This window comes from Streptomyces gardneri, assembly GCF_006539185.1.
GTDB lineage: Bacteria > Actinomycetota > Actinomycetes > Streptomycetales > Streptomycetaceae > Streptomyces > Streptomyces gardneri.
In genome coordinates this window covers 1-14707 of record NZ_BJMN01000052.1, presented here as the reverse complement: position 1 = coordinate 14707, position 14707 = coordinate 1, and the positions used below count along the sequence as shown (strand labels likewise).

Sequence of the window (14707 nt, the reverse complement as noted above, 5' to 3'; positions counted from 1 at the left end):
CCCGAGGGGCGTCCCTCAGGAGGGGGACGGGGCCGAGGCGGTCGAACCGCGAACGACCAGTTCAGGCATGAAGACGAACTCGGAGTGCGGTGCCGGGGTGCCCCCGACCTCTTCGAGCAGCGCGCGGACCGCGGCCTGTCCCATCGCCTGCACGGGCTGGCGGATGGTGGTCAGCGGCGGATCCGTGAACGCTATGAGGGGGGAGTCGTCGAAACCGACGACGGAGACGTCCCGGGGCACGTCCAGTCCCTGCTGCCGGGCCGCCCGGATCGCGCCGAGCGCCATCATGTCGCTCGCGCACACGACCGCCGTGCAGCCGCGGGAGATCAGCGCCCCGGCCGCCGCCTGCCCGCCCTCCAGGGTGTAGAGGGAGTGCTGGATCAGCGCCTCGGACTCCTCGGGGCCGAGACCGAGCCGCTCCTCCATGCCCTTCTGGAAGCCCTCGATCTTGCGCAGCACCGGCACGAACCGCTTGGGACCCACGGCGAGCCCGATCCGGGTGTGGCCGAGCGCGGCCAGGTGCGTCACCGCGAGCCGCATCGCCGCCCGGTCGTCGGGCGACACGAAGGGCGCCTGGACCTTGGGGGAGAAGCCGTTGAGGAGGACGTACGGGACGCCCTTGCCGCGCAGCTGGTCGTAGCGCGTCATGTCGGCGGTGGTGTCGGCGTGCAGTCCGGAGACGAAGATGATGCCGGCGACACCGCGCTCCACCAGCATGTCGGTGAGCTCGTCCTCGGTGGACCCGCCGGGGGTCTGGGCGGCGAGGACCGGCGTGTACCCCTGCCGGGTCAGGGCCTGCCCGATGACCTGCGCGAGCGCGGGGAAGATCGGGTTGTCCAGCTCGGGGGTGATGAGGCCGACGAGCCCGGCGCTGCGCTGACGCAGTCGTACGGGCCGCTCGTAGCCGAGGACGTCGAGCGCGGCAAGCACGGACTCGCGGGTGGCGGTGGCCACACCGGGCTTGCCGTTGAGCACGCGGCTGACTGTGGCTTCACTGACCCCCGCCTGGGTTGCGATGTCGGCAAGCCGCGCGGTCATGAGGATGGACTGTACCGGTCACAGCGCGTATTGCCCACCGAACGCCCGTAGGAGGGGATTCGGCAAGCTTCCATGAGATTCCGCTGGATTTCGCAAGCTCTTGCAGGGCTTGCGGGAGCAGCCGCCTGGGGCTGATGAGCGCTCCTGTGGTCGTTCTGTCCGGAAGTGGCCTGCTCCGGCCCCTGTCAACCAGCCCTTCGGACACCTTAGGGACACGCGGATGTAACGATCGCCGGGTCTTGCAGAAATTTCACGCAAGCTCTTTCGGCTCGTTTTCATCCCTGTTACGTTCCTGCCAACCCGGAGCGCCGCGAGGGAGCGGTCGCAATGAGGAAGGTTCCAGCCCCTCGTCTCCCCGGGATCACTGAAGGAGTTCACATGCGGCGTGGCATAGCGGCCACCGCGCTGGTCGCGGCCCTGGGCGTGACCCTGGCGGCGTGCGGTAGTGACAGCGGTTCGAACGGCGGCGGCTCGAAGGGCTCCGGCGAGCTCTCCGGCACCGTGACCTGGTGGGACACGTCCACGGTCGGCTCCGAGGACAAGGTCTTCAAGAAGGTCGCCGAGGACTTCAAGAAGAAGCACCCCAAGGTCACCGTCAAGTATGTGAACGTGCCCTTCGGTGAGGCGCAGAACAAGTTCAAGAACGCGGCCCAGTCCGGCTCCGGCGCGCCCGACGTCATCCGCTCCGAGGTCGCCTGGACCCCCGAGTTCGCGGACCTCGGCTACCTCGCCCCGCTGGACGGCACCCCGGCCCTCAAGAACTCCGAGGACTTCCTCAAGCAGGCCGCCGCCTCGACCCAGTACAAGGGCAAGACCTACGGCGTCCCGCAGGTCATCGACTCCATGGGCATCTTCTACAACAAGAAGATCTTCAAGGAGGCCGGCGTCGAGGTCCCCAAGACCATCGACGAGCTGAAGACCGTCTCCGCCAAGATCAAGCAGAAGACCGGCAAGCCCGGCCTCTACCTGCGCGGCGACGACGCCTACTGGTTCCTCTCCTTCCTCTACGGCGAGGGCGGCGACCTCGTCGACGCCGAGAAGAAGACGGTCACCGTCGACAACGCCGCCGGTGTGAAGGGCTTCAAGGTCGTCAAGGACCTGGTCGACTCCGGCGCCGCCAAGACCGACGCGACCGACGGCTGGAACAACATGCAGACGGCCTTCAAGGACGGCAAGGTCGCCATGATGATCAACGGCCCGTGGGCCGTCGCCGACACCTACGCCGGCAAGGAGTTCAAGGACAAGGCCAACCTGGGCATCGCCCCGGTCCCGGCCGGCTCCGCCGGCCAGGGCGCCCCGCAGGGCGGTCACAACCTCGCCGTCTACGCGGGCTCCAAGAACCTCGACGCGTCCTACGCCTTCGCCGAGTACATGACCTCGGCCGAGACGCAGGCGACGGTCGCCAAGGAGCTCAGCCTCCTCCCGACCCGTCAGTCCGTCTACATCAAGTCGGACGTCGCGACCAACGAGATGATCACGTTCTTCAAGCCGGTCGTCGACAAGGCCGTAGAGCGCCCCTGGATCCCGGAGACCGGCAGCCTCTTCGCGCCGCTCGTCACCGAGTACACCAAGGTCCTCACCGGCCAGACCTCCCCGGACGCGGGCGCCAAGGCGACGGGTGACGCCTACCGCAAGCTCCTGAAGGACTGGAAGTAGCAGGAAAGAAGCAGGAAGAGGAAGGAAGGCAGGCCGGCTGATGGCTGTGGACACCCCCAGCCAGTCGGTGGCGAAGGCCGCGGGCGACAGTGTCGCCCGCGGCCGGAGCCGCGGGACTGGTAAGCCGCGGGGCGCGGCGAAGCGCTCACTCTCCACCCACTGGTACGCCTGGGCGATGGTCGCCCCGGTGATCGTCGTGATCGCCGTGATCATCGGCTACCCGCTGATCCGCGGCATCTACCTGTCGCTGACGGACGCCAACGAGCGCAACGTCGCACGGTCGATCGGTGTCAACGAGATCCCGGCCACCTACGAGTTCGTGGGCCTGGACAACTACACCGAGGCGCTGACCGGCAACCAGTTCCTCTCCACCCTGGGCTGGACCCTGGTGTGGACGGTGTCCTGCGTCGCGCTGACCTTCGCCCTCGGTCTGGCCCTCGCCAACATCCTCAACCGCAAGATCGCCGGCCGCTCCGCGTACCGCCTGCTGCTGATCCTGCCGTGGGCGGTGCCCGGCTTCGTCTCCGTATTCGCCTGGCGCTTCCTCTACAACCAGGACAACGGCCTGCTCAACAAGCTCCTCGCGGGCGGCGGCATCGACGCCGTCCCGTGGCTGAACGACCCGACGTGGGCCAAGTTCTCGGTCATCCTCGTCAACGTCTGGCTCGGCGTCCCGTTCATGATGGTCGCCCTCCTCGGCGGGCTCCAGTCCATCCCGGGCGAGATGTACGAGGCCGCCGAGATGGACGGCGCCAACGCCTGGCAGCGCTTCCGGCACATCACCATGCCCGGGCTCCGCTCGGTGTCGACGACGGTGATCCTGCTCTCCACCATCTGGACCTTCAACATGTTCCCGGTGATCTTCCTGCTCACCCGGGGCGGTCCCGGCGAGGCCACCCAGATCCTCGTCACCCAGGCGTACAAGTTCTCCTTCGAGGTCAGCCCGCGGGACTTCGCCCAGTCGTCCACCTGGGGCGTCCTGATCCTGGTCCTCCTGATGCTCTTCGCCGCGGTCTACCGGCGAGTCCTCCGCAAGCAGGGAGAAGTCTGGTGACGACCACGACCCCCACCGCCCGTGGCACGCACCGTGCCGCGCCCCAGGCCCCGGCCAACGCCCCGCTGCGCGGCCGTCGCTCGCCGCTGGCCTCGGTCGCCCTGCACCTCACGCTGATCACGGCCTCCGTGATCGCGGTCTTCCCGGTGCTGTGGGTGCTCCTGACCTCCCTGAAGCCCGCCGAGTTCGCGATCACGACGGACTTCTTCAAGGAGACGACGCTCGAGAACTACACGAACCTCCTGAGGGACACGCCGTTCCTCACCTGGTTCGGCAACTCGCTGCTCGTCGCCGCCCTCACCACCGTCGTCGGCGTCTTCATCTCCGCCACCACGGGCTACGCCGTCAGCCGCTTCCGCTTCCCCGGCAAGCGCGGACTGATGTGGACCCTGCTCATCACGCAGATGTTCCCGGTCGCCGTCCTGATCGTGCCGATCTACAACATCATGTCGTCGATGGGCCTGCTCAACCAGCCGGTCGGCCTGGTCATCACGTACCTGACCATCGCCGTCCCGTTCTGCGCCTGGATGATGAAGGGCTTCTTCGACACCATCCCGCGCGAGATCGACGAGTCGGGCTACGTCGACGGACTCACCCCGTTCGGCACCTTCTGGCGGCTCATCCTGCCGCTCGCCAAGCCGGGCATCGCGGTGACCGCGTTCTACTCCTTCATCACCGCCTGGGGCGAGGTCGCCTACGCCTCCGCGTTCATGGTCGGGGACGAGAACCTCACGCTCGCCGGCGGACTCCAGAAGTTCGTCAACCAGTACGGCGCCCAGTGGGGCCCGATGGCCGCGGCCTCCGTGCTCATCGCCGTCCCCGCCGCCCTGGTCTTCCTCTTCGCCCAGCGGCACCTCGTCACCGGCATGTCCGCCGGTGCCGTCAAGGGCTGACGGCCCTGAGCACCCCGCCCGAAAACACCTCCTTACCTCCCAGGGAAGACATGACCCAGCATCTCGCCACCCCGGCCGACGTCCCCACCACCGGCACGCACACGGGCTGGTGGAGAGAAGCGGTGATCTACCAGGTCTACCCGCGCAGCTTCGCCGACGGCAACGGCGACGGCATGGGTGACCTGGAGGGTGTCCGCAGCCGGCTGCCGTACCTCAAGGAACTCGGCGTCGACGCCGTCTGGCTCTCCCCGTTCTACGCCTCGCCGCAGGCCGACGCCGGGTACGACGTCGCCGACTACCGGGCCATCGACCCGATGTTCGGCTCCCTCCTCGACGCCGACGCCCTGATCCGCGAGGCCCACGACCTGGGGCTCCGGATCATCGTCGACCTCGTCCCCAACCACTCCTCCGACCAGCACGAGTGGTTCCAGCGGGCCCTGCGCGAGGGCCCGGGGTCGCCGCTGCGCGAGCGCTACCACTTCCGCCCCGGCAAGGGCGAGAACGGCGAGCTGCCGCCCAACGACTGGGAGTCCATCTTCGGCGGCCCCGCCTGGACCCGCACCGAGGACGCGGACGGCACCCCCGGCGAGTGGTACCTCCACCTCTTCGCCCCGGAGCAGCCCGACTTCAACTGGGAACACCCGGCCGTACGCGACGAGTTCCGCTCCATCCTGCGCTTCTGGCTCGACATGGGCGTCGACGGCTTCCGGGTCGACGTCGCCCACGGCCTCGTCAAGGCCTCCGGGCTGCCGGACATCGGCGCCCACGACCAGCTGAAGCTGCTCGGCAACGACGTCATGCCCTTCTTCGACCAGGACGGCGTCCACGAGATCTACCGCACCTGGCGGCAGATCCTCGCCGAGTACGACGGGGAGCGCATCCTCGTCGCCGAGGCCTGGACCCCGACCGTCGACCGCACCGCGAACTACGTGCGCCCCGACGAGATGCACCAGGCCTTCAACTTCCAGTACCTGGGCACCCACTGGGACGCGGCGGAGCTCCGCTCGGTCATCGACGCCTCGCTCGACGCGATGCGCCCGGTCGGCGCCCCCACCACCTGGGTGCTCTCCAACCACGACGTCACCCGGCACGCCACCCGCTTCGCCAACCCGGCGGGCCTCGGCACCCAGCTCCGCGAGGCCGGCGACCGAGAGCTCGGCCTGCGCCGGGCGCGCGCCGCGACCCTGCTGATGCTGGCCCTGCCCGGCTCGGCCTACGTCTACCAGGGCGAGGAGCTCGGCCTGCCGGACGTCACCGACCTGCCCGACGAGGTCCGCCAGGACCCGTCCTTCTGGCGGGCCAGCGGCCAGGACGGCTTCCGCGACGGCTGCCGGGTGCCGATCCCGTGGACCGCCGAGGGCTCCTCGTACGGCTTCGGCGCCGGCGGCTCCTGGCTGCCGCAGCCCGCGACCTGGGGCGCGCTGAGCGTCGAGGCGCAGACCGGCGACCCCGGCTCCACCCTGGAGCTGTACCGCAGCGCGCTCGCCGTGCGCCGCGAGCGCCCCGAACTCGGTGCGGGCGAGAACGTCGAGTGGCTGGAGGCACCCGAGGGTGTGCTCTCCTTCCGCCGCGACGGTTTCGTCTGCACCGCCAACACCACCGGCCGGGCCATCTCCGTCCCGCTGCCCGGCCGGTTCCTCCTTTCCAACGAGGAGATCCGAGTCGTCGCTGTCGACGACGAAGACACGGTGGAGCTGCCCGCCGACACCACCGTCTGGTGGGCGGTGTGACGATCCCCCTGCCGCGGGGCGCCGGAAACGGCGGCCCGCGGCTCGCGGACATCGCGGCCCAGTCCGGCGTCAGCGAGGCCACCGTCAGCCGTGTCCTCAACGGCAAGGCGGGGGTGGCCGGCGCGACCCGGCACAAGGTGCTCGCCGCGCTCGACGTGCTCGGCTACGAGCGCCCCGTACGGCTCAAACGCCGCAGCGCGGGCCTCGTCGGGCTCGTCGTGCCCGAGCTGACCAACCCGATCTTCCCGGCGTTCGCGCAGGTCGTCGAGCAGGTCCTCGCCGGCCACGGCTACACCCCGGTCCTCTGCACGCAGATGCCCGGCGGCGCCACCGAGGACGAGCTCGTCGAGCAGCTCGTGGAGCGCGGGGTGGCCGGCATCGTCTTCCTCTCCGGGCTGCACGCGGACGCCTCCGCCGACCCGGCCCGCTACGCCCGGCTGACGGACCGGGGCGTGCCGTACGTCCTCATCAACGGCTACAACGAGCACATCGACGCCAACTTCGTCTCCCCGGACGACCGGGCCGCCGCCCGCATGGCCGTGCGGCACCTGGTCGAGCTGGGCCACGAGCGGATCGGGCTCGCCATCGGCCCCACCCGGTACGTGCCCTCGCGCCGCAAGGCCGAGGGCTTCACCGCCGAGCTGTACGAGCTCCTCGGCATCGAGCGGGCCGAGGCCGAACGCTTCATCAGGCCCACGCTGTTCGGCGTCGAGGGCGGGCACGCGGCGGCCGACATCCTGCTCCGCGAGGGCTGCACCGGCATCGTCTGCGGCTCCGACCTGATGGCGCTCGGCGTGATCCGCGCGGTCCGCGCCCTGGGCCTCGACGTGCCCGGGGACGTCTCCGTCGTCGGCTTCGACGACTCGCCGCTCATCGCCTTCACGAGCCCGCCGCTCTCCACCGTGCGGCAGCCGGTGCAGGCGATGGCGACGGCGGCGGTCGGCGCGCTCCTGGAGGAGATCGAGGGGAACCCCGTGCAGCGCACGGAGTTCGTCTTCCAGCCGGAGCTGGTGGTCCGCGGGTCCACCGCGCAGCCGCCCAGCAGGGTGCCGCAAGTCCTTTCGTAACAACTTGCGTTGTGGGGTCCGCGGGGGCGTCCGGAGGGTTGACCGGGCGTCGGGGCACTCGTACGGTCACGGCTGAAAACAGTTGCTGACATTTTCAGCAACTTCTTGCGACATCGACGTCGTACAGGAGGAAGCATGGCCAGAAGGACCGTGGCAGCTGCACTCGCCCTCGTGGCGGGAGCCGCTGCGGCCGTCGCGGTGAACGCCCCCGCGCAGGCCACCCCGCCCGGCGAGAAGGACGTCACCGCGGTGATGTTCGAATGGAACTTCGCCTCCGTGGCCCGGGAGTGCACCGAGCGCCTCGGCCCCGCCGGATACGGATACGTCCAGGTCTCCCCGCCCCAGGAACACCTCCAGGGCGGCCAGTGGTGGACCTCGTACCAGCCGGTCAGCTACAAGATCGCCGGACGTCTCGGTGACCGCGCCGCCTTCAAGAACATGATCGACACCTGCCACGCGGCCGGCGTCAAGGTCGTGGCCGACTCCGTCATCAACCACATGGCGAACGGCTCGGGTACGGGAACGGGCGGGACCTCGTTCTCCAAGTACGACTACCCGGGCCTCTACTCCGGCTCCGACATGGACGACTGCCGCTCCTCGATCTCCAACTACGGGGACCGCGGCAACGTCCAGAACTGCGAACTGGTCCAGCTCCCCGACCTCGACACGGGCGAGGACCACGTCCGCGGCAAGATAGCCGGCTACCTCAACGACCTGCTCTCGCTCGGCGTCGACGGCCTCCGCATCGACGCCGCCAAGCACATGCCGGCCGCCGACCTCGCCAACATCAAGTCCCGGCTGACGAACCCCAACGCCTACTGGAAGCAGGAGGCCATCTTCGGCGCCGGCGAGGCCGTCTCCCCGAGCGAGTACCTCGGCACCGGAGACGTCCAGGAGTTCCGCTACGCCCGCGACCTCAAGCGCGTCCTCCAGGGCGAGAAGCTCTCCTACCTGAAGAACTTCGGCGAGGCCTGGGGCCACATGCCCTCCGGGCAGTCCGGCGTCTTCGTCGACAACCACGACACCGAGCGCGGGGGCGACACCCTCAGCTACAAGGACGGCGCGAACTACACCCTCGCCTCCGTCTTCATGCTCGCCTGGCCCTACGGCTCCCCGGACGTCCACTCCGGCTACGAGTGGACCGACAAGGATGCCGGACCGCCCAACGGCGGCCAGGTCAACGCCTGTTACACCGACGGCTGGAAGTGCCAGCACGCCTGGCGCGAGATCTCCTCCATGGTCGGCTTCCGCAACGCGGCGCGCGGCCAGTCCGTCACCGACTGGTGGGACAACGGCAACAACGCGATCGCGTTCGGCCGCGGCACCAAGGCCTACGTGGCCATCAACCACGAGTCCTCGGCGCTCACCCGCACCTTCCAGACGCGGCTCGCCCCCGGCTCCTACTGCGACGTCCAGTCGAACACCGCCGTGACGGTGAACGCGTCCGGCCAGTTCACCGCCACCCTCGCCGCCAACACGGCCGTGGCCCTGCACGTGAACGCGACGAACTGCGGCTCCGGTACGAACCCGACCACGCCGCCGACGACGCCGCCCGCCACCTCGGGCGCGTCCTTCAACGCCAACGCCACCACCACGGTCGGCCAGAACATCTACGTCACCGGCAACCGCGCCGAGCTCGGCAACTGGGCCCCGGCCTCCGCCCTCAAGCTCGACCCGGCCGCGTACCCCGTCTGGAAGCTGACCGTCGGCCTGCCCGCCGGAACCTCCTTCGAGTACAAGTACATCCGCAAGGACGCCGCCGGAAACGTCACCTGGGAGTCCGGTGCCAACCGCACCGCGACCGTCCCCGCCTCGGGCCAGATCGTCCTGAACGACACCTTCCGCAACTGACCTTCCTCTCCTTGCAGGGCCGCCCCACGTGGGGCGGCCCTCCCACCCGTACCCCCGTCCCTCCTCCAGGGAGCACCTCCGTGACACCGAAGAGAACGGCGGTCGCGCTCGCCGCCGCCCTGTGCGCGGCCCTCGTGCCCGCCGTCCCCGCGGCCGCCGCGCCCCGGCCCCCCGCCCCGCCCTCCGACCGGACGCTCGCGGCCCAGCCCGCCCGCCAGGACCTCACCCGCGAGCAGTTCTACTTCGTCCTGCCGGACCGGTTCGCCAACGGCGACACCTCCAACGACCGCGGCGGCCTCACCGGCAGCCGCACGCAGACCGGCTTCGACCCGGCCGACAAGGGCTTCTACCAGGGCGGCGACCTCAAGGGCCTGACCCAGCGGCTCGACTACATCAAGGGCCTCGGGACCACCGCCATCTGGATGGCCCCGATCTTCAAGAACCGGCCCGTGCAGGGGGAGGGGAAGGACGCCTCCGCCGGCTACCACGGCTACTGGATCACCGACTTCACCCAGGTCGACCCGCACTTCGGGACCAACGAGGACCTGGAGAGGCTGATCGCCGCCGCCCACGCCAAGGGCATGAAGGTCTTCTTCGACGTCATCACCAACCACACCGCCGACACCGTCGACTACGCCGAGAAGAAGTACGGCTACCGCCCCAAGGGCGCCTACCCGTACCTCGACAAGGACGGCCGCCCCTTCGACGACCGGGACGCCATCGGGAAGGTCGACACCGGCTCCTTCCCGTACACCCCCGTCGAGAAGGCGAACACCAAGGTCCCGTCCTGGCTCAACGACCCCACGATGTACCACAACCGCGGCGACTCCACCTGGGCCGGCGAGTCCGCCGAGTACGGCGACTTCGTCGGACTCGACGACCTGTGGACCGAGCGCCCCGAGGTCGTCGAGGGCATGAAGAAGATCTACGAGAAGTGGGTCCGCGACTTCAAGATCGACGGCTTCCGCATCGACACCGTGAAACACGTCGACCTGGACTTCTGGACCGAGTGGGCCACCGCCCTCGACGCGTACGCCAAGAAGCGGGGCCGCGAGGACTTCTTCATGTTCGGCGAGGTCTACTCCGCCGACACCACCGTCACCTCCCCGTACGTCACCCGGGGCCGCCTCGACGCCACCCTCGACTTCCCCTTCCAGGACGCGGCCCGCGCCTTCGCCTCCCAGGGCGCCGGCGCCGACCGCCTCGCGAAGGTCTTCGCCGAGGACTACCGGTACACCACCGACAAGGCCAACGCCTACGAGCAGGTGACCTTCCTCGGCAACCACGACATGGGCCGGATCGGCACCTTCCTCAAGCAGGACAACCCGAATGCCTCCGACGCCGAACTGCTCCGCCGGGCCCGGCTCGCCAACGAGCTGATGTTCCTGTCCCGCGGCAACCCGGTGATCTACTCCGGCGACGAGCAGGGCTTCACCGGCGCCGGCGGCGACAAGGACGCCCGCCAGCCCCTCTTCGCCGCCCAGGCCGCCGACTACCTCGACGACGACCAGCTCGGCACCGACCGCACCCACGCCACCGACGCGTACGACACGAAGCACCCCGTCTACACGTCCGTCGCCGAACTCTCCCGCCTGACCAAGGCCCACCCGGCCCTCCGCGACGGCGTCCAGCAGGAGCGGCTCGCCGAGGGCTCCGTCTACGCCTTCTCCCGTACGGACGCGAAGACGCGGACCGAGTACCTCGTCGCCACCAACAGCGCCACCACCGAGAAGACCGTCACCGTCCCCGTCGACTCCGCCGCCTTCCGTGCTCTGTACGGGGGTCAGGGCGCCGTCGCGGCGAAGGACGGCACCGTCACCGTCACCGTCCCGGCGCTCTCCTCGCTCGTCCTCAAGGCCGACGCCCCGCTCCCGGCCCCGGCCGCGAAGCCCACCCTCTCGCTGAAGGCCCCGGCCGCCGGCGCCACCGGCACCGTCGAGATCGGCGCCGACGTCGCCGGCGGCGGCCTCAACCGCGTCGTCTTCGCCGCCCAGACCGGCAACGGCCCCTGGCAGGTCCTCGGCACCGCCGACCACGCCCCCTACAAGGTCACCCAGCACGTGACCGCCGCCGCCGGCACGGCCCTGCGCTACAAGGCCGTCGCCGTCGACTCCTCCGGCCGCACCACGAGCGCCACCGCCACGACCACCGCCGGACAGGTCCCCGCACCCGAGAAGCCGGTCGCCGTCCAGCGTACGTACGCCGTCGTCCACTACCAGCGCGAGGACGGGAACTACGACGGCTGGCAGCTGAAGGCCGCCGGCCAGGAGGCCGCCTTCACCGGCCGCGACGCCCACGGCGCTTTCGCCTGGGTCAAGGTCCCCGAAGGCGCGTCCACCGTCGCGTACACCGTCGAGAAGGACGGCGCCGCCGACGGCCCCCAGCGGAGCATCACCCTCGGCCGCACCGGCGAGGTCTGGATCACGCAGGGCCAGGACGGCCAGTCCGACACGAACCCGGCACCGGCCCCGCAGGACAAGACCAAGGCCGTCATCCACTACCAGCGGCCCGACGGCAACTACGACGGCTGGGGCCTCCACACCTGGACCGGCGCCGCCCAGCCCACCGACTGGTCCAAGCCGCTGATGCCGGTCCGCGTCGACGCGTACGGCGCCGTCTACGAGGTGCCGCTGACCGAGGGCGCGACCTCCCTCTCGTACATCCTCCACAAGGGCGACGAGAAGGACCTGCCCACCGACCAGTCCCTCGACCTGGCCACCTACGGCCACGAGATCTGGGCGCTCTCCGGACAGCAGAAGTACCTCCTCCCGACCGTCGGCGGCGCCCCGAACCTCGACCTCACCAAGGCCGAGGCCCAGTGGATCGACCGGAACACCGTCGTCTGGAAGGTGAAGACCACCGACGCCACCAGCCAGCAGCTGGTGTACGCGAAGGACGGCGGGATCTCCGTCACCGACGGGGCCCTCAGCAGCGAGGGCCAGTGGCTCCGGCTCGCCCCGGCCGCCCTCACCGACGCCCAGAAGGCCAAGTACCCGCACCTCAGGGACTACCCGGCCTTCACCCTCGACGCACGGGACGCCGACCGCGTCCGTGACTCCCTGCGCGGCCAGCTGCTCGCCACCCAGCGCGCCGCCAACGGCGCCCTGCTCGCCGCCACCGGCGTCCAGACGGCGGGCGTCCTCGACGACCTGTACGCGAAGAACGCCGCCGGTGCCGCCTTCGGCCCCGTCTTCCGCGGCGGCAAGGTCGGCCTCTCCGTCTGGGCCCCCACCGCCCGGTCCGTCGCCCTCGAACTCGACGGCCGGACCGTGCCCATGCGGCGCGACGACAGCTCCGGCGTCTGGTCCGTCACCGGCCCCAAGAGCTGGACCGGCAAGCCCTACCGGTACGTCGTGAAGGTCTGGGCCCCCAGCGTCCAGAAGGTCGTGGAGAACAAGGTCACCGACCCCTACTCCACCGCCCTCACCACCGACTCCGCCCGCAGCCTCGCCGTCGACCTCACCGACCCGAAGCTCGCCCCGTCCGGCTGGAAGGGCCTGAAGAAGCCGGCCGCCGTGCCGCTGCGCGACGCCCAGATCCAGGAGCTCCACATCCGCGACTTCTCGATCGCGGACCCGACGGCGAAGGCCGACCACAAGGGCACCTACCTGGCCTTCACCGACCGGAACAGCAAGGGCTCGCAGCACCTCAAGGCGCTCGCCGCCTCCGGCACCTCCTACGTCCACCTCCTCCCGGCCTTCGACATCGGCACCATCCCCGAGAAGAAGTCCGGACAGACCGCCCCCGCCTGCGACCTCAAGGTCTACGCCCCCGACTCCGAGGAGCAGCAGGCCTGCGTCGCCGCCGCCGCGGCCAAGGACGCCTACAACTGGGGCTACGACCCGCTGCACTACACCGTCCCCGAGGGCTCCTACGCCACCGACCCCGAAGGCACCCGCCGCACGGTCGAGTTCCGGCAGATGGTCCAGGCCCTCAACGGCGACGGCCTGCGCACCGTCATGGACGTCGTCTACAACCACACCGTCGCCGCCGGACAGTCCGACAAGTCCGTCCTCGACAAGATCGTGCCCGGCTACTACCAGCGCCTCCAGGCCGACGGCTCCGTCGCCACCTCCACCTGCTGCGCCAACACCGCGCCCGAGAACGCCATGATGGGCAAGCTCGTCGTCGACTCGGTCGTCACCTGGGCCAAGGACTACAAGGTCGACGGCTTCCGCTTCGACCTCATGGGCCACCACCCCAAGGCCAACATCCTCGCCGTGCGCAAGGCCCTCGACGAGCTCACCGTCGCCCGCGACGGCGTCGACGGAAAGTCGATCGTCCTCTACGGCGAGGGCTGGAACTTCGGCGAGATCGCCGACGACTCCCGCTTCGTCCAGGCCACCCAGAAGAACATGGCCGGCACGGGCGTCGCGACCTTCTCCGACCGCGCCCGCGACGCCGTGCGCGGCGGCGGACCCTTCGACGAGGACCCGGGCGTCCAGGGCTTCGCCTCCGGACTCTTCACCGACCCCAACTCCTCCACCGCCAACGGCAGCCCGGAGCAGCAGAAGGCCCGGCTGCTCCACTACCAGGACCTGATCAAGGTCGGCCTCACCGGCAACCTCGCCTCGTACACCTTCACCGACACCTCCGGGCGCACGGTCAAGGGCTCCGAGGTCGACTACAACGGCGCCCCCGCCGGCTACGCCGCCGCCCCGGGCGACGCCCTCGCCTACGCCGACGCCCACGACAACGAGACCCTGTACGACGCGCTGGCCTTCAAGCTCCCTGCGGACACCTCCCCGGCCGACCGGGCCAGGGCCCAGGTCCTCGCCATGGCGACCGCGACCCTCTCGCAGGGCCCCGCGCTCTCCCAGGCCGGCTCGGACCTGCTGCGCTCCAAGTCCCTGGACCGCAACTCCTACGACAGCGGCGACTGGTTCAACGCGATTCACTGGGACTGCCGCGACGGCAACGGCTTCGGCCGCGGCCTGCCCCCGGCCCCCGACAACAAGGCCAAGTGGTCCTACGGGAAGCCGCTGCTCGTCAATCCGGCCCTGACGGTCGGCTGCGAGCAGATCGACGGCGCCTCCGCCGCCTACCGCGACCTGCAGAAGATCCGTACGACCGAGCCGGTGTTCTCGCTGGCCACCACGGGCCAGGTGCAGGACGCCCTGACCTTCCCGCTCTCCGGCCGTGACGAGACCCCCGGCGTCATCACCATGCGCCTCGGCGACCTGGTCGTCGTCCTCAACGCGACCCCGCGGAGCACCTCGCAGAAGGTCGCCGATCTGGCGGGCCAGGGCTACGCCCTCCACCCGGTCCAGGCGAACGGCGCGGACGCCGTCGTGAAGTCCGCCTCCTACGAGGCGACTTCGGGCACCTTCACGGTCCCGGCCCGGACGGTGGCGGTCTTCAAGACCGCGAGCTGATCACGGGCTGACCGCGAGCCGATCGCGGGCGGACCCGGGCCCC

8 protein-coding genes are annotated in these 14707 nt (G+C 70.1%); 7 read left to right on the top strand and 1 reads right to left on the bottom strand.

What is annotated here, in order from left to right:
• Nucleotides 1-15 precede the first annotated feature (15 nt).
• Nucleotides 16-1038 carry a LacI family DNA-binding transcriptional regulator gene (locus tag SGA01_RS33300; RefSeq protein WP_141301334.1) on the bottom strand — a complete coding sequence of 341 codons (1023 nt, stop codon included), beginning with the start codon at nt 1036-1038 and terminating at the stop codon, nt 16-18.
• Nucleotides 1039-1416: 378 nt separating this feature from the next.
• On the opposite strand from SGA01_RS33300, the gene SGA01_RS33295 reads away from it, so the two are divergent.
• From SGA01_RS33295 to pulA, 7 genes are all read left to right on the top strand, one after another.
• On the top strand, nt 1417-2694 hold the full coding sequence (locus tag SGA01_RS33295; RefSeq protein WP_141301331.1) for an extracellular solute-binding protein: 1278 nt from the start codon (nt 1417-1419) through the stop codon (nt 2692-2694).
• A gap of 40 nt (nt 2695-2734) precedes the next feature.
• Nucleotides 2735-3748, top strand: a complete 1014-nt coding sequence (locus SGA01_RS33290; protein WP_055643932.1) for a carbohydrate ABC transporter permease — start codon at nt 2735-2737, stop codon at nt 3746-3748.
• Nucleotides 3745-4641 (top strand): sugar ABC transporter permease, encoded by an 897-nt coding sequence (locus SGA01_RS33285; RefSeq protein WP_371866251.1) that lies wholly within the window; start codon nt 3745-3747, stop codon nt 4639-4641. The genes SGA01_RS33290 and SGA01_RS33285 overlap by 4 nt, the downstream gene beginning before the upstream one ends.
• Nucleotides 4642-4691: 50 nt before the next feature.
• Nucleotides 4692-6371, top strand: coding sequence for a glycoside hydrolase family 13 protein (locus SGA01_RS33280; RefSeq protein ID WP_141301329.1), 1680 nt, complete (start codon nt 4692-4694; stop codon nt 6369-6371).
• Nucleotides 6359-7438, top strand: coding sequence for a LacI family DNA-binding transcriptional regulator (locus SGA01_RS33275; RefSeq protein WP_141301327.1), 1080 nt, complete (start codon nt 6359-6361; stop codon nt 7436-7438). The genes SGA01_RS33280 and SGA01_RS33275 overlap by 13 nt, the downstream gene beginning before the upstream one ends.
• Nucleotides 7439-7573: 135 nt before the next feature.
• The gene (locus tag SGA01_RS33270; protein WP_141301325.1) at nt 7574-9289 is read left to right on the top strand and encodes a carbohydrate-binding module family 20 domain-containing protein; all 1716 of its coding nucleotides are present in this window, start codon (nt 7574-7576) and stop codon (nt 9287-9289) included.
• A gap of 80 nt (nt 9290-9369) precedes the next feature.
• Nucleotides 9370-14664 (top strand): pullulanase-type alpha-1,6-glucosidase, encoded by a 5295-nt coding sequence (gene pulA / locus SGA01_RS33265; protein WP_141301323.1) that lies wholly within the window; start codon nt 9370-9372, stop codon nt 14662-14664.
• Nucleotides 14665-14707 lie beyond the last annotated feature (43 nt).